The organism is Methylophaga thalassica, assembly GCF_030159795.1.
Taxonomy (GTDB): domain Bacteria; phylum Pseudomonadota; class Gammaproteobacteria; order Nitrosococcales; family Methylophagaceae; genus Methylophaga; species Methylophaga thalassica.
The window spans coordinates 517,757-533,812 of record NZ_BSND01000003.1 but is presented as its reverse complement, the minus strand read 5'-3'; the positions used below and the strand labels follow the sequence as shown (position 1 = coordinate 533,812).

Annotated in this window: 20 protein-coding genes and 1 tRNA gene; 7 read left to right on the top strand and 14 right to left on the bottom strand. The window is 42.7% G+C overall.

What is annotated here, in order from left to right; genetic code table 11:
- The first annotated feature begins 31 nt into the window (after positions 1 to 31).
- From QQL60_RS02735 to QQL60_RS02725, 3 genes are all read left to right on the top strand, one after another.
- Entirely contained in the window at positions 32 to 1,834 is a 1,803-nt protein-coding gene (locus QQL60_RS02735; RefSeq protein WP_284722331.1) for a terminase large subunit domain-containing protein, read from the top strand.
- A gap of 12 nt (positions 1,835 to 1,846) precedes the next feature.
- On the top strand, positions 1,847 to 2,836 hold the full coding sequence (locus QQL60_RS02730; protein ID WP_284722330.1) for a phage portal protein: 990 nt from the start codon (positions 1,847 to 1,849) through the stop codon (positions 2,834 to 2,836).
- A 74-nt stretch (positions 2,837 to 2,910) separates the two neighbouring features.
- On the top strand, positions 2,911 to 3,171 hold the full coding sequence (locus QQL60_RS02725) for an Ogr/Delta-like zinc finger protein (RefSeq protein WP_284722329.1): 261 nt from the start codon (positions 2,911 to 2,913) through the stop codon (positions 3,169 to 3,171).
- A 2-nt stretch (positions 3,172 to 3,173) separates the two neighbouring features.
- Here the strand turns inward: QQL60_RS02725 and QQL60_RS02720 are convergent, their stop codons facing one another.
- The 11 genes from QQL60_RS02720 to QQL60_RS02670 all read right to left on the bottom strand — a co-directional run bounded on the left by QQL60_RS02720 (position 3,174) and on the right by QQL60_RS02670 (position 9,004).
- Positions 3,174 to 3,482 carry a hypothetical protein gene (locus tag QQL60_RS02720; RefSeq protein ID WP_284722328.1) on the bottom strand — a complete coding sequence of 103 codons (309 nt, stop codon included), beginning with the start codon at positions 3,480 to 3,482 and terminating at the stop codon, positions 3,174 to 3,176.
- Positions 3,483 to 3,704: 222 nt separating this feature from the next.
- Entirely contained in the window at positions 3,705 to 3,920 is a 216-nt protein-coding gene (locus QQL60_RS02715; protein ID WP_284722327.1) for a hypothetical protein, read from the bottom strand.
- Entirely contained in the window at positions 3,913 to 4,143 is a 231-nt protein-coding gene (locus QQL60_RS02710) for a hypothetical protein (RefSeq protein ID WP_284722326.1), read from the bottom strand. The genes QQL60_RS02715 and QQL60_RS02710 overlap by 8 nt, the downstream gene beginning before the upstream one ends.
- Positions 4,144 to 4,152: 9 nt before the next feature.
- The gene (locus tag QQL60_RS02705; protein ID WP_284722325.1) at positions 4,153 to 4,518 is read right to left on the bottom strand and encodes a DUF2528 family protein; all 366 of its coding nucleotides are present in this window, start codon (positions 4,516 to 4,518) and stop codon (positions 4,153 to 4,155) included.
- The gene (locus QQL60_RS02700) at positions 4,515 to 4,685 is read right to left on the bottom strand and encodes a hypothetical protein (RefSeq protein ID WP_284722324.1); all 171 of its coding nucleotides are present in this window, start codon (positions 4,683 to 4,685) and stop codon (positions 4,515 to 4,517) included. The genes QQL60_RS02705 and QQL60_RS02700 overlap by 4 nt, the downstream gene beginning before the upstream one ends.
- 9 nt (positions 4,686 to 4,694) lie before the next feature.
- On the bottom strand, positions 4,695 to 4,877 hold the full coding sequence (csrA, locus tag QQL60_RS02695; RefSeq protein ID WP_284722323.1) for a carbon storage regulator CsrA: 183 nt from the start codon (positions 4,875 to 4,877) through the stop codon (positions 4,695 to 4,697).
- A 13-nt stretch (positions 4,878 to 4,890) separates the two neighbouring features.
- Positions 4,891 to 5,157: a hypothetical protein gene (locus QQL60_RS02690; protein ID WP_284722322.1), complete on the bottom strand. Its 267-nt coding sequence runs from the start codon at positions 5,155 to 5,157 to the stop codon at positions 4,891 to 4,893.
- Between the two features lie 137 nt (positions 5,158 to 5,294).
- Positions 5,295 to 8,027: a toprim domain-containing protein gene (locus QQL60_RS02685; RefSeq protein ID WP_284722321.1), complete on the bottom strand. Its 2,733-nt coding sequence runs from the start codon at positions 8,025 to 8,027 to the stop codon at positions 5,295 to 5,297.
- A 5-nt stretch (positions 8,028 to 8,032) separates the two neighbouring features.
- Positions 8,033 to 8,302 (bottom strand): hypothetical protein, encoded by a 270-nt coding sequence (locus QQL60_RS02680; RefSeq protein ID WP_284722320.1) that lies wholly within the window; start codon positions 8,300 to 8,302, stop codon positions 8,033 to 8,035.
- Positions 8,299 to 8,739, bottom strand: coding sequence for a helix-turn-helix domain-containing protein (locus QQL60_RS02675; RefSeq protein WP_284722319.1), 441 nt, complete (start codon positions 8,737 to 8,739; stop codon positions 8,299 to 8,301). The genes QQL60_RS02680 and QQL60_RS02675 overlap by 4 nt, the downstream gene beginning before the upstream one ends.
- A 28-nt stretch (positions 8,740 to 8,767) precedes the next feature.
- Positions 8,768 to 9,004, bottom strand: coding sequence for a hypothetical protein (locus QQL60_RS02670; RefSeq protein ID WP_284722318.1), 237 nt, complete (start codon positions 9,002 to 9,004; stop codon positions 8,768 to 8,770).
- A gap of 43 nt (positions 9,005 to 9,047) precedes the next feature.
- On the opposite strand from QQL60_RS02670, the gene QQL60_RS02665 reads away from it, so the two are divergent.
- The 3 genes from QQL60_RS02665 to QQL60_RS02655 all read left to right on the top strand — a co-directional run bounded on the left by QQL60_RS02665 (position 9,048) and on the right by QQL60_RS02655 (position 11,129).
- Positions 9,048 to 9,509: a helix-turn-helix domain-containing protein gene (locus QQL60_RS02665; RefSeq protein ID WP_284722317.1), complete on the top strand. Its 462-nt coding sequence runs from the start codon at positions 9,048 to 9,050 to the stop codon at positions 9,507 to 9,509.
- Entirely contained in the window at positions 9,502 to 9,705 is a 204-nt protein-coding gene (locus tag QQL60_RS02660) for a hypothetical protein (RefSeq protein WP_284722316.1), read from the top strand. The genes QQL60_RS02665 and QQL60_RS02660 overlap by 8 nt, the downstream gene beginning before the upstream one ends.
- A gap of 422 nt (positions 9,706 to 10,127) precedes the next feature.
- Positions 10,128 to 11,129: a phage integrase gene (locus tag QQL60_RS02655; RefSeq protein ID WP_284722315.1), complete on the top strand. Its 1,002-nt coding sequence runs from the start codon at positions 10,128 to 10,130 to the stop codon at positions 11,127 to 11,129.
- Between the two features lie 166 nt (positions 11,130 to 11,295).
- Here the strand turns inward: QQL60_RS02655 and QQL60_RS02650 are convergent.
- The 3 genes from QQL60_RS02650 to QQL60_RS02640 form a co-directional block, all read right to left on the bottom strand.
- A tRNA-Pro gene (locus QQL60_RS02650) sits at positions 11,296 to 11,372 on the bottom strand.
- 111 nt (positions 11,373 to 11,483) lie between these two features.
- Entirely contained in the window at positions 11,484 to 13,850 is a 2,367-nt protein-coding gene (gene ppsA, locus QQL60_RS02645; RefSeq protein ID WP_007145577.1) for a phosphoenolpyruvate synthase, read from the bottom strand.
- Positions 13,851 to 13,858: 8 nt separating this feature from the next.
- The gene (locus QQL60_RS02640) at positions 13,859 to 14,749 is read right to left on the bottom strand and encodes a pyruvate, water dikinase regulatory protein (protein WP_284722314.1); all 891 of its coding nucleotides are present in this window, start codon (positions 14,747 to 14,749) and stop codon (positions 13,859 to 13,861) included.
- Positions 14,750 to 15,028: 279 nt separating this feature from the next.
- Here QQL60_RS02640 and QQL60_RS02635 point away from each other — a divergent pair, with 279 nt between their 5' ends.
- Positions 15,029 to 16,018: an HpcH/HpaI aldolase/citrate lyase family protein gene (locus tag QQL60_RS02635; protein ID WP_284722313.1), complete on the top strand. Its 990-nt coding sequence runs from the start codon at positions 15,029 to 15,031 to the stop codon at positions 16,016 to 16,018.
- Positions 16,019 to 16,056 lie beyond the last annotated feature (38 nt).

The following is a 16,056-nucleotide window of genomic DNA, read 5'->3' as shown; positions in this document are numbered from 1 at the left end:
CCTAAAATAAGGTGAAAAACACAGAGGCACCATGGCGAAGTATTCAGCAGAGATAAAAGAAACGGCAAAAAAGCTCTTTATTAAGGGCTGGTCTATCACTGAGATATCAGCTCAGACCGGCGTAAATGAGCGGACGCTGTATAACTGGCGTGATGCTGATGAGTGGGAAGCCTTCGCTGCCCCGGATACGGTTGAGCAAGCCATTACCAGGCGAATCAATGCTCTGATTGAGATTGATAACAAAACAGAGTCACAGCAGCGAGAGCTGGATTCTCTGGTGGCCAACTTTGGCAACCTTCGCATCAACATCGCCCAGGCTCAGAAACTGCAAGCTGAAGCAGTGGCCATATCGAAAGGTAACTACATACCGCATGAGTTTCGGGAAACCGCACCGACCGAGGATGAGCTAAAGCAAGAGAAAAAGACCAGGCGAAAACGGAGAGAAAAAGCCCCTAAAAATGATATCTCAGGTATCACCCAAAAACAGCTGGATGAGTTCAGAGAATCACACTTTTTCGAATACCAGCTGCTATGGCACGAAAAGAAACGCCAGAGAACACGCTTCATCCTTAAATCACGTCAGATTGGTGCCACCTATTACTTTGCTTATGAAGCATTTGAGGATGCCGTACTCACCGGCGACAATCAGATTTTCCTATCTGCATCACGTGATCAGGCCGAAGTATTTAAGGCTTACATCATCGCCATTGCGAAAGAACACTTTGATGTTGAGCTAAAAGGCCAAGGCGTCATCATTCTCTCGAATGGTGCTGAGATTCGTTTTCTATCAACCAACAGCCGCACGGCTCAGTCTTACCACGGCCATTTATATGTGGATGAGGTGTTTTGGATACCCGACTTTGAGAAGTTATGGAAAGTCGCGTCGGGTATGTCTGCTCATAAAAAATGGCGTCGAACCCTTTTCTCTACCCCATCAGCACAATCTCACCAGGCTTACCCGATGTGGTCGGGTGAACGCTTTAATAAAGCCAGAAAAGAAGATGACAAGGTCGAGTTTGATCTTAGCCATAAAACACTAAAAGACGGTGTATTAGGCATCGATAAAATATGGCGGCACATGGTGACGGTCAAAGATGCCGAAGCCAATGGTTGTGATTTATTTGATATCGAGGAATTACAAATTGAATACACACCTGATGAGTTAAGCAACTTATTCATGTGTGTGTTTATTGATGATGCTAAGTCAGTTTTTGCACTGAATCAGCTGATGGCCTGCATGGTCGATACCGATGCCTGGTCAGATTATCACCCCGAAGCGGCTCGACCATTTGGCAATCGACCGGTGGCTTTAGGCTATGACCCATCACGCACACGAGATAACGCCACGCTGGCCATATTAGCCATACCACTAAGCCCACAAGAGAAATGGCGCGTACTGAGACACATCAGCTATAACGGGCAAAACTTCCAATACCAGGCCAACCGCATCAAAGAGATTGTGGAAACCCACAATGTGAAGCATATCGGTATCGATATTACCGGTATTGGTTATGGCGTGTTTGAGCATGTGGAAAACTTCTTCCCACGTGCCACGCCTATTACTTACAGCGTTCAAACCAAAACAGAGCTGGTGTTGAAAGCCCAGGGCGAAGTAGAAAATCAACGCCTGCAATACTCTGCCGGCGATAAACAAATTACCCAGGCATTCATGATGATCACCAAGTCAGTCACACCAGGCAGCAGCCAGATCACCTATGCCGCGAACCGTTCAAACACGACGGGCCATGCCGACGTTGCCTGGTCCATCATGCACGCCCTTAACTACGAGCCATTAGTCCCACGCCGCAAGTCATCGATGAAGATGGCCTCTTAATAGGAAACCACCATGTCAGACACAAAAATGAATTTTACCTTTGGCGATCCCGAGCCAGTCTTGAACAACCGAATGACCGACTATCTCGGCGTGTTTACTGACCTGGGCGGTAAGTATTGGGTGCCGCCGGTGAGCCTAAATGGCCTAGCCCAAACCCGTGGGGCGAACTCGCATCACAATAGCATTCTCCACTTTAAGAAAAACATGATCTTAAAATGGTTTGAGCCATCACAAATGATGAGCTACAGCACACTAAAACAGATCGCTTTAGATTTTGCAGTGTTTGGGATGTTCTATGTGCAAATCTTTACTAACGGCCTCGGCCGCCCTGTCCGTCTCGGTCACTTACCATCTATTGCCATGCGACGGGGTAAAAAGCCAGGTGTATTCTTTAAGCTGTTATCGGATGGAACTGAAATAGAATTCGCTCCCTATGAAGTTATTCAAATCAATGAATATGACGTCCTGCAAAGCATCTATGGCATACCGGAATATATGGGCGGCATACAATCAGTATTACTCAGTGAAGACGCTGGTCTGTTTCGACGGAAGTACTATAAAAACGGGGCTCACATGGGTTATATCTTCTTAACATCAGATACAGGCCTGGAAGAAGATGATCTAAAAATACTCTCTGACCAGGTATCACAATCTAAAGGCCCCGGTAACTTCCGATCGATGCATCTCAATATTGAAAAGACTAACGCTAAAGAACCAGTCAAAATTATCCCGGTGGGTGATATTGGTACCAAGGATGAATTTGAACGCATCAAGAACATTACCCGAGGCGAGATCCTTTCCATGCACCGGATGTATCCTGGTTTATCTGGTGTAATACCAGAAAGTAATAGTGGCTTTGGGGATATGGAAAAGATTATGCAGGTGTATCACGAGCTGGAAGTTGGTCCGATGCAGAAGCCATTCCTGGAATTGAATGAGATTTTAGGGCGGCGTGTTGTCGAGTTCCGCGAACCGAAGTGGAATAACCAGAATGTGAGCTAATCGGGTTGTCAACAGTGTTAATTAAGTCTATGTTTTTGTTATACTTGATCAAACCACTGCGGACTGCTCTACCTATGCGCGTTGAATGCCCTCATTGTCACCAAAAAGCCATCATCGCTTCCACCAATGCGCTGTCACACACGGTTAAAGATTTGTACTGCCAATGCACCAACCTGGAAGGCGGCTGCGGTGCGTCTTTTGTGATGAAACTAGGTTATTCACACGACCTTAACCCACCCATCCAAAACACCAGGCAGTTGGCAGCCAGCCTATTAAAAAGCCTGACGGTCAGTGAACGCCAGGCTTTGATTCAGAGTGATTTGTTTGGTAGTTAAAGCTACCAAAAGCTCACCCATATCGGTTTTGATTCGGACGCCTTAAGGCAATCAACCAAGAAAGAAACAACTTCAGGTGATGTTGTATCTGTCGCTGACTCAATAGCGTTTAAAAATACAGTGTGTTCGAGTTCTTCTGAGGAACCATCTCCACTAACGCCTGCGTTTTTATCATCAAATCCGAGCAGACTATAAACTTCAGTCTCAGGTTTTTGACTCGAACCGGCCCATTCTAATGAACTTACGACATCCCAATCGTCATATTCAACTGAATCAGGGTGGTAAGATAAAGCAAAAATTTTATGGCTCAAAACTATCCCCTCTTAAACCAATAATTAATTATTCCAACAATCCAGGCAAACGTGTAACAAATTGTTAAAACAAACATGCCCCACTGCTCTGATTGATACGTGGCCAACATCCAAAAAGGCTGGCCAATAATCCCAAAAAGACAAGCATATTTATGCAGGCCCGCGTTTCTTGATTGAGTTAAAAATATGGCCACAACACCGCTAATGGCTATGATTATTTGCTCAATCATCATTCACCACTTCACATCGATGCTGATCAGCTGTTTCTATAAATAAGATTTCTTCACAGTTCGGGCAATCCCAATGCTCGCTTATCTCATCGTGAACAGTGCCATCCGTCCAGGCTAAACCTTTCGGACATGATGCCATCGTCTTTTTAATTCGTGGCTGATCACATTTAGGTTCAACGCAGGTATTGCAGTAGCCGATATCATTCATTGATTAACGCTTTTATCTGGCTATCAGTCGTTTGCTCTACCTCAATACCATCGGCAATCACTTTATCGATGGCCTTAGCCATCGTGGTTTCAAAGTTATTTAGCAATAAATCCAGCTTGCGATTGGCTTCTGCGACCTGCCCCTCAAGGTGACTAACCTGCCCCTCAAAGTGACTGACCCGCTTTTTCAGCAGGTCAATCTGTCTTTGTTGTGCTAGGCTCATGGTTATCTCCTACTCACTAAACTCGATATCAAGCAGGTCATCATCAATAAACCAAGTGTCGATTTCGACCAACTCCAATCCCGCTTCTTGGAACGAAGGAAATCCCTCCACGCCGTTTCCCTTTGACCAGTCGAACTGATCAACTAACCAGGACTTACTCTTGAAATTATTAAAGGCGATCTCTTCGAAACACTTGCTTCCTATGAGTTTTAATGCCGCATTAAAGTGTGATCCGGCGGAATCTTCTCTAAATTCTGCCCCACCCCAAAAGTGGTTTATCTCCTCAGCCAATTTGTCAGTGAATTTATCTCGGTCGATATTAAAAACGGCCTTTAATTCAAGTCGTGATTCATCTAGCTTTATAGTGCATCTCATAATTTGACCTCTGGTGCTGGAATTTTTTCAAGTGCATCTTTGTAGTTATTAAAACCTGCCTCTTGAGAAGCTATGTCCAAAGCCTGACAATGAGGAACATTCACTGCCCGCTTAATTTGTTTAGCTCTGCGCTTTAGTCCATTAATTGTTTTTGCTGCAATTACCATGGTTTACCCCTAATCGTTTGGTTGGTCTTTCTCAGCCTGAATCCGGTCGTAAATCTCTTCACGATGAACGGTCACGTCTTTTGGTGCATCGATACCGATACGCACCTGGTTGCCTTTCACACCCAACACATTGACCACCACGTCATCACCGATGATTAATGACTCACCTACTCTTCTAGTTAAAATCAACATTCCATGTCTCCTATTAGCTGTTTAATGATTTAAATTCTTGAACAAGGATATAAGCCGAAACTCGCGTCATACCCTTATAATCAATAATTGAAAGCAAAGGATTAATCAGCACACTATCTTTACCGTGTATAGAAAAACGTACATCATCATAGTGATAGTGAGCTGTTAACATGTAGCCTCTAGGGCAAATAGCACGTTTTTCCAACTTGTTAATCTGGTTTTTGTGCATATCAATTATTGATGATTTCGCCACTAATTCATTTATAAAATTCATTTCCATATATCTCCACCGTTTATAAATAAAGGGCCGCTTGCGCCGGCTAGTCGGTGATGTCACAGCATTTACTCATTCGAGAAGGAGACTGCCATCACTGCCGGTGTTATTCACTCCCCACTACCGGCTTGGGTATCAAAAACTTATCGTTCAAAAATCCAACACCGGACACTTCGCTGTTCAATCCGCGAGGTGACAGGTTTGTTATCAAAATATTTCCGCTTCTTACTGGTTGGCAGTTGTCTGCGTAGTTCTTTGGGATCAATCATTGGCAAGTCGTGCTTTTTGCACATACTGTGGAAGTGCTCTAGGTTGACCGCTATCATCCTTTCCGGTCTTGGTGAATGATTCAGTTGATTTTCAATCACGACACCGCCGTTTCCGTCTGGATTATTGGCACTACCTGGATAAAAGCGGCTGTCGAGATAATCAAACTGAGCCCAGAATTGTTGTATTAACTGGCTGTCTTCATTCAGTGATGCTTGTCTTTGTGCTGCCATTAATTCAATCATGGCGTGAACTTCGCCTAGTTCTTGTTTCGTTATTTCTGGATAAAGACCGTGTAGGCAGTCTGCGAAGGCCATAATCTTTGAATGATTTTCAATTATCCGTTGCAGCTTCACTTCTTTATTGGCGCTCAATGTGATGCGGTGCTGGACTAATTTGTTATTAAAATGCTTCATCACTCGGTCAGCCTGACGAACTGCATTCAGAATGAAGCCATTCACGTCTGAAATTGACATGCCATTTAATTTTACGGCGGCATCGTAGCCAGCAGGACTATGATGGCTTGTGTCAAAGTTGAGATGACAAATACGCGTCATAATCGCTTCTGAGGCATTAACGGGAATATTTTGGACTATCATTAGCCCTGCTTTGAATGCTGGCTTTTTAGTGCTGTTATCTTGCGATTTGATGCCGGTTACACGCCCGAACTCACCGTCGTATAAATCTTTTTGCTCGTCCCAGTTAAATCGCTTTACATGATTATTTTTGTCGTCGTTTTCGTTGTCTGTCTCATTAAATACCACTGGCATATTCGCCACTTCTGACATTTTGCGTGTGCGCCCAGCTAGGGTTGACGAGTTTGGATTAAATGACTCTCCCTCTTTGCCATATAACTTCCAGAGAAAATCTACTAGGCTAGATTTACCTGAAGCCGCCTCACCTACTAATTCAAAAAATGGATATGAGCGGTGTTGATGACGCACTTGTTCAACAAATAAGCAGCCAAACCACCATGAAAGTGCAACTAAACCCTTGGTGCCGAATGCTGTTTTAAACTCAGGTAACCAATTAGCGTTATGTTTTTCTGATAATGATTGTTTGATATCCACAGTCGTTTTTATCCCTTGTTTTCTGAGCTGAAAAAATGATTGTTTGTTCAGCTTGTGAACGCGACCACTCTCTACCGCGAATTCATTAAAGACGTATGCCTGGCTAGACTTGTCATAACCAACAAAATCAAGCGTTCGGACCTCTTTAGTGTTGTACCTGGTCCATTCTTTATAGAGCCAATCGAGGTCATACTGGATGCCACTGAAAAGTGCACCAGGTATTCGCATGGCTGACTTTTTAAAGTCACTGGCTGCAGAGATTGTTTTGTAGGTGAAGGCTATTTGACGCTCCTGGCCATGGTTGGCCAGCTTGAAGCTAAAGAAATATTGACCGTCTTCGCCATTATCAGGCTGTTGGAAATAGAGATATGAAATAGAGAAAGTAGCGATTTCTCGCAGCGTGGATGCCTGATTAAATGAGTTAACCGCACACTGACGGTGTTCCTCTGGTGTAGCTTTTTCTTTTACTTTTGAAAGCTCATGAGTGTTGAGGTTTTCATCATTAGATTTAGCCAGGGCAATCCAATAATCCATACTGACCTGGTCATAGACTTTTTTATCTATCTTGGCGGCATAAGTGCGATTTCTGAATGAGTAGATGAAATAGGTGCGTTCTGGGTTATGCTCCCACATCATTTGGGCTTTTTCGGTGTAACTCTGAGCGAGTTCTATACGCCCTAAATAACGATAAAAGCTGATGTCTTTGTCGGTGAGTTTTCCGGCTTTATGAAGATCATTCCAGTCGGCTTTTATATCGCCATTACTGGATAGGGCTGCAGTTACTGTTTCACCCATTTCACGTAGTTTTTTACTGTGCTTTTCTAGTGCTTCACGGCCTGCTTTATCGTTATCTAATCCAATAACCCATGTAACTTTATTTTTAAGATGTGGTTTGATTGATTCATCAGGAAATGTCCCCGATGACATATTAGCCACGGCTTTTATACCGTTTATGTTTAATGCGATAGCGTCGAGAATCCCTTCAACCATCCATATTTCATCACCTGGTTCTATAGTGAATTTAGGTGGCTGCCACCAGTAACCTTTAAACGCACCTTTAAAGTTTTTATTACGAGATTCGGTTTCGCCATTTTCATCAGTAATGGTGACATCATCAATAAGGCGCTCCCACATGATGGACTTTGCTTCATCAAGGAAAAAACGAACCGTTGCTGTACCTTTATCGCCATTCGGGTGCCAATAATTTCCTTGTTCATACCAGCCTTTAATATCAGCAACATTAAAGCCACGAAGTAATGACATATAGGCGTCAGCCGTGGCATTTGGGTTTTCTAGCGTTGGTTGATACTTTTCATTCAGCTTTTCAAACAGTTCGGGGAATAGCTCTTTTGTGGTGGCTGAAAAATCACATTTATTGGTTCTGTTACATTGAACCCGACCAGGACGATCTAACCAGGTCCATAACTCCTTTTTTTGACACTCTGGGCATCTACCACGTAGATATTGCCCATCTTCCTTCATTTCAAACTCGGCTTTTAATAGCTCGATGATTTGTGGATTAAGATCGTATTGTTGCATTGATGCTATCCGTTCGGGTGTTGGGGTTTGGCGGCATCCATACATTCATTAAAGTCGGACTCTTCCATTTGAATGGTGCCGTTGAATGTATCCAGGATGAGTTTGAGTGTTTCGTCTTCGCTGAGCATATTGGCTAAAGCTGGCTTGACCAGTTTCATGCCTCGCCAAAGCGTTTGTTTTTCGTTTGGTGTAAGCGTTGAAATATTGATGCGGGGTGTCATTGGTTCCCACCTCACCGGCACATAAGTCACCCACTCTGGTATTTCTTTCTTCATGGGTATTGCCTTCCGGTGCGTAGCGTTCTGCCGTTATAACGAATGATGCGAAGTGGCCGTGGTGAACGCGGTCCGCGTGGGATTTGTATCGGTTGCGGACTAGGCAAACTCATAAACCGACGCAAATCGATATGGCCGGATGTGATATTGAGCATTAAGAGGATCACAAAGGCATTGGTTAATAGCCCGTGTGTTTCTCTAAACTCATAACGCACCATTCCCAGCGCAACAGCTGTACCCACTATTTCAGCGTGACTGTGTGCATCTAACTTCAACGCTATGCTTTCAACCTGGCGATTAATCGTGCTTAGTGACCGAAACCGCTTTTTGTCGGCTATCTCAACGCGTGAATACCCCTCACATAGATAACGAAACGTAATAGATTCGGCTCGCGTGAGTGACTTACGGTCGACAACAATGGCACGTAACTTTTTCATTTTGGGCTGAAACACCAATATTCAGGTGTTAGGTGGCACGAGATACTTGTTCTGGTTTTTTAACAGAGCCACGGTCAATAACTCTGTTACCCATAATTTTTACACCACGTGAAGATTCGAGGCCGGCATTGATTAACTGACGCATCAAAGTAGCAAAGTCGATGTTCTCAACTTGAGTGATTTCAATGACTAAGTCCAAAACTTCATGAGTGTGACGGAATTGACATATCTTGAGAGGGGGTGGGTTTTGTTTATCTGTTTTCATAGTTTCACCTGATATACTTTACATTTACAGAGGCATACAGCGTATGACAGACGAAACGTTAACACCCAAATCATGGGTTGGAAAGAAAAAAGATGGTGAAATTTTTCGCCTGCAGCTTTTTATGGCTGAAAGAAATTTAAAACCAGAGGATATTCAAAGAGATACAGGGGTATCTGTTAGAACAATTCAGAACAGCATTTATGAGAATAATCCATTAGGAATGAAAATTTTGCGGGCGTTACACGCAAGTTATGGGGTTTCTATAGATTGGTTACTTTCAGGTGTTGGCACGATGCTCGTCGAGTTTTCCAAAGTCGGGGAAGTTACATCACCGGAATATTCGCTCAGCAAAAAGATCAATAGAACAGACCGAGATAACCGAATAATTACATTTATCAGTGAATGGCTTACCTATGCTGATGAAGATGAAAAAGCATGGCTTGAAATGGAATTGAAATTCAACTTATCCGCATACAGGAGGTATCTGGATGGACAGCATGACTAAACCTTTAATCAAGCAATACGAAACAGTAGACACCAAAACGCTACAGGATGGATGGATGGAAACGGCGCGAGAGATTGAGTCCTCATTGATTAATTCAGGGGCAGTCCCAGGCAAGGATTACAGCTACCTGGATTTATATAAGTTAGCCCAACCAATCGTTTTAAAGCTGATAGAAAATGGCGACATCAAACCCTAGCCGGACGGAGTCATAGAGGGAAAAGCGTAATTTACGTAACAAATGGATTTTTTACACTTTTTATTCAATTTATTCAGCAGGTTACCGTAGTTTTAAAAATGTAACTTTTCTGTAATTTTGCGTAACCCGCCAAAAATCATAATAGCAATGAAAGCAAGTCGTACCAACGCATTAAAGCCTATCAGAAAAAGTGTAATTGAGTGTAATTTTATAGTAACTAAAAAGCGTAACAAGATTACAAAAAAATTACTAAAAAGTTACACCCAAAAAAGCCTAAAAATTAACTGCAACTCTCTGTATTAATTAAATATATTTAAATATTTTTTAATAAGTTACATAAATTACGCTTTTCCCTCTATGACCCCGTCCGGCTGGAAATTTTACAAATAACTTTAAAGCCAAGTCTCACATGGAATTTTTAAATGTCTGTTACTAAACAAAAAAACGGCAAATGGCTATGCCTGGTCAACAGGAAAGGTCTGAAAAGAGTTAGAAAGCTGTTCAATACTGAATCTGAAGCTTTACAGTTCGAGCGTGAATACATTGTCGGACTGCAACTCAGCCCGATAAAAATCAGTGACCCAAGGACGTTACTTGAGCTAATAAACATCTGGTACAAATATCACGGTATTAACCTGGCTCAGAAAGAGAAGCTATTAAACCAACTCAAAACCGCTGCTGTTGAAATGGGAAACCCTGTTGGCCACATGCTGACACCAGAAATGATTGTGAAATACAGATATAAACGGCTTTATGAAGATAGCCCGCCTATATCAGCGAAGACGTTCAATAACATTCATAGTGCTATATCTGCTGTTTACAACACATTAAGAAAGCTGCGTGTCATTAATTATGAAAATCCTATAAATGAACTGGATAAGCTCCGACTGCAGGAACGTCAGCTGACCTATTTATCAGAAAAACAGATCAAGGACCTGCTGGAATCCATAAAAACAGGCTGTCAAAACCCATCAACCTGGTACGTGGCCAATATTTGCTTAAGAACCGGGGCTAGATGGGGTGAGGCTATGTTTTTAACAAGAAAGCAGTTGCATGGGAAAAATCTAATCACTTTTGAAAAAACAAAAGGGAAGAAAACACGCAGTCTTCCACTGGATGAAACTTTCTATAATGATCTATTAGATTTCTGCCGCCTGAGTGAGCCGTCAGAGCGTATTTTTACTAATTGCTACTCATCATTCAGGAAAGCAGTGAAACGAGCTGATATCACCCTTCCTAAAGGCCAGCTGTCACATGTATTAAGACACAGCTTTGCAAGTCACTTCATGATTAATAGAGGCAATATCATCACGCTGCAGAATATCCTTGGCCACACAGATATAAAAATGACAATGAGATATGCACACCTGTCACCATCTCATTTCCGCGATGTTATCGAATTGAACCCACTGGCCAATTTATAGTGGCTGTAAAATGGCTGTAAAAAGTCCAAAAACAGCCATTTAATGAAAAATGGTTGTCTTATTGCAGCAACTAAAACCAGAAACAAAAAAGCCTGTAAACTCTCATAAATAAAGGGTTTACAGGCTTTTTTATAGTGTAATAAATCGTTTTATTTACTGTTTAAATTGGTCGGGACAGAAGGATTTGAACCTTCGACCCCTTGCACCCCATGCAAGTGCGCTACCAGGCTGCGCCATGCCCCGACGATATTGTTGTTAATCTATTGATGCTTGAAGTAAGCCTGATTAACGAGGTCGCTATATTAGCAAAGCCCGACCTGAAAAAACAGGTCGGACAGTCGCTTTTTTTACTTTTTAAGCATGCTTTTCTGCTAAAGCCTGCCATGTACTGACTACGGTATCAGGGTTTAATGAAATACTGCTGATTCCACGCTCTAATAACCATTCAGCCAAGTCTTCATGATCTGATGGACCTTGACCACATATACCGACATATTTATCTGCTTTCTTACAGGCTGTAATCGCCATATCCAGCATTTTCAGTACCGCAGGGTTACGCTCATCAAATGAGCCGGCCACTAGCGCTGAATCACGGTCTAAGCCCAGTGTTAACTGAGTCATATCATTTGAACCGATAGAGAAACCATCAAAGAATTCGAGGAATTCATCTGCCATAACAGCATTTGAAGGTAGTTCACACATCATGATCAAACGCAGACCATTTTTACCGCGCTCCAAACCGTTTTCTTTGAGCAAATTAACCACAGACTCCGCTTCAGCCAGTGTGCGAACAAACGGGATCATTAACTCAACATTTGTTAATCCCATTACATCACGAACACGCTTCATCGCTTCAATTTCAAGTTTGAAGCATTCAGCAAAATCTTCTGATGAATAACGTGATGCTCCACGGAAGCCAATCATTGGATTTTCTTCTTCAGGCTCAAACAAGGTACCGCCAATCAGATTAGCGTATTCATTCGATTTGAAGTCAGACATACGAACAATCACAGTTTCAGGATAGAACGCAGCGGCGATCGTGGATACACCTTCAGCAATACGGCTGATGTAAAATTCTACCGGGTCACCGTAAGCGGTTGTACGCTCTTTGATGGCTTGTTTGACTTCACCTTCCATCTTATCCGCATTCATCAATGCTTTTGGATGGATACCAATCATATTGTTGATGATGAATTCCAAACGCGCCAGACCAACACCTTTATTAGGTAACTGAGCAAAGCTGAATGCGCGATCAGGATTACCTACGTTCATCATGATTTTGACAGGTAGCTCAGGCATATTGTCGAGTTCTTCCACACGGTGTTCGAACTCAAGTAAACCAGCATAGATATTACCTTCATCACCTTGGGCGCATGAGACAGTCACTTCTGTGCCTTCTTCCACTTTTTCAGTGGCATCACCACAACCAACAACAGCAGGAATACCTAATTCACGTGCAATAATCGCGGCGTGACAAGTACGACCACCACGGTTAGTGATAATGGCCGAAGCACGTTTCATGATAGGTTCCCAGTCAGGATCGGTCATGTCCGTTAATAAAACGTCGCCTTCCTGGAATTTATTCATTTGGTCCAGGCTGTTTAATAAACGCACTTTACCCTGACCAATTTTGCTGCCGATAGCACGTCCGACAGAAATCAACTCGCCTTTTTGTTTCAGGACAAAAGTTTCACGGACATTTTTCTTAGTTCGGCTTTGAACCGTTTCAGGGCGGGCCTGAACGATGTAGATACGACCATCATTACCATCTTTAGCCCACTCCACATCCATTGGACGTTGGTAATGTTTCTCGATAGTCACTACCATTTTTGCTAAAGACTCAACTTCTTCGTCGGTCAGGCAGAAATGTAGACGTTCATCTTCATCAACATCCACGGTTTTAACCGGTGATGAAGCATCACCAGAATAAACCATCTTAATTGCTTTTTGACCCACAGTGCGTCGTAACACAGATGGGCGGCCAGCTTCTAATGTATTTTTGTGTACATAGAATTCGTCAGGGTTAACAGCACCTTGAACCACCATCTCACCCAGGCCATAACTACCTGTAACAAACACAACGTCACGGAAGCCACTTTCAGTGTCCAGAGAAAAGGCCACACCCGCACTGGCGATATCAGAACGTACCATTTTTTGAATACCGGCTGATAAAGCCACTTCACTGTGATCAAACCCTTGGTGATCGCGATAAGCAATAGCACGGTCATTAAATAACGATGCAAATACTTCACGAATAGCTTTTTTGATATTGTCTAAGCCGGAAACATTAAGGAATGTTTCTTGTTGTCCAGCAAATGAAGCATCAGGTAAATCTTCTGCCGTTGCTGATGAACGCACAGCAAAACTAGCTTCAGGACCGTATTCTTTTTCCAATGCAGCAAAAGCTTCATCAATGGCTTTTTCCATCGCTTCTGGATAAGGAATCGTCATGATCCAGTCACGAATTTCCTGACCTGTTTTTTGCAAAGCAGTGACGTCATCGACATCCAGCTCACGCAAACGATCATTGATTTTACTCTGGAGTCCATCGTGCAGAAGAAATTCCCGGTAAGCATCCGCAGTCGTGGCAAAACCACCTGGGACATCGACTCCTAGAGGGGCGAGATTTTGCAGCATTTCACCTAATGAGGCGTTTTTGCCACCTACTCTGCCGACATCCTCCATGCATAGCTTATCCAGAGAGATAACATATTCTGACATAGTTATAACTACCTTGCTTTTATAGATTTATTAAACATTAAGACCGACTCTCTAACACGTTCTCTACCTAGGCCAAGCGCACGAACTACACGGCTAGAGATTTCTTCGATCGATGTATCGGTTGTTTCAAAAACGGCAATGCCCGCTTTATCAAACATAGCTTGTGCTTGTGTCAATTCAGCCTGACAAATTTCCAGTGAGGCATATTCACTGCCAGGACGTCGCTGGCGTCTGATTCGACTTAACGGCACCGGTTTAATCGTTAAACCAACAAGTTTATCAATATTATCCAATAAACATTGAGGCAATTCATCTGATGATAAGTCTTCCGGTGTAAGTGGATAATTTGCCACTTTAAGAGAAAAGTTCATCGCCAAATAAAGACTGGTGGGCGTTTTGCCACAACGTGACACACCCGCCAGAATAACGTCAGCATCGTTATAGTGATCCGGTCTGACGCCATCATCATGCGAAAGTGCAAAATCAATCGCATCTAATCGGCGCTGGTATGTGGTATCACTGAAGGCAATTCGCGACACGCCTTGCTTGTGTGACGACTCCACACCAAAAAAACTTTCTAGGGAGCCAATATAGCTGTGAAACAAGCTGATAACACAGGCATTAGCGCTTTCAATAATGTATTGTTCATCATCGTGCACTAATGTGCTAAAAACCACCGGCTTAAGATTAGACTCTAAGCTCGTTTCATTAATTTTTTCTCGTGCTTGCAAGGCTTTTTCTGGTGTATCCACAAAAGCCAGCGTGATGGTTTCAAATTCCAAGTCAGGAAATTGGGCAAGCAAACACTTTCCATAAGATTCGGCAGTAAGTCCAGTACGGTCTGAGACAAAGAAGACTTTCCGTATCTGTTCAGAATGTTGTAGTTCTGTTTCTGTCATGTGTTAATCATGTGCCGAAATACAGGAATTGATCAACAAAAATTTTGCGTCCAGACAAATCAGTGTTTACTCAATTCAGCCCAAACCATATATAGTTAATTCGTTGGAAAAAAGACTATTCCAATCGAATTTATTACTAAAATACGGCAACCAAAACCGTGAATAATCGCATCTTTTTAAACTAAAAACCAGACTTAATCGATATATTATGCTTTTGACAATCAGACACACGATGATCGATGACGTGATGAAAAGAGCTGAGTTAGGGATATCTATGTAATGACTATCTTAATTCATCCGAATGATGCACTTGTTGATGACATCTCGCCACTACCTTTAATACCTGCATGTGAACACTTCGCTGGTAGCCGCCATACTTTACTCAAAGCCTTTTCAATTCAATCTGAATATGGCCCGGTATTCGACATAACCTGTGATTGTGAAGACGGCGCAGCCTCGGGTGGAGAAATACAACATGCGAATATGATTGTTGAACTTCTCAATAGCGAACACAACATTCATCATATGTCAGGAATTCGTATCCATGGCTACGATCATTCTGTCTGGCGACAGGAAATCGATATTTTATTATCTGGCGCAAGAGATAATATTCGCTATATTACACTGCCCAAGGCGCAAAATGCTGATCAAGTTGAGGTTATGCTTGAATATATTCAGCAAGCTTCACAGAGATACAACATTACCCACCCCATCCCTATCCATGTATTAATTGAAACACACGGTGCATTAAACGACGTCTACAAAATTGCAGCCATGAAGCCTGTGCAAGTTCTAGATTTCGGGATTATGGACTATATCAGCGCATATCAAGGCGCTATAACGGATAATGCTATGCATAGTCCTACTCAGTTTGAACATGCTCTGATTGTCAGAGCGAAAACAGAAATAGCCTGTGCCGCCATATCTTCTGGCTGTATACCATCACATAATGTGACACTGGCGATTAAGGATTATCAACAAACATTTGAAGATGCTTATAGAGCGCGTAATCAGTTTGGCTTTTTGAGAATGTGGAGTGTACATCCCCAACAAATAAAAGCCATTATAAAAGCGATGACACCTGAGTCAGAAAAGATCCAGCTTGCCAGTGAAATCTTGTTGACAGCACAACAACGTAGTTGGGCACCAATAAGCTTAAACGATAAATTGTATGATAAGGCCTCTTATCGCTATTACTGGCAGCTTCTACAGCGGGCTCATCTATCTGGCGAGAAGCTTTCTACAGATGTCCAGGAACAATTCTTTTAGTGCCTCATTAAAACAGTAACTAACAGACCCTATTCAAC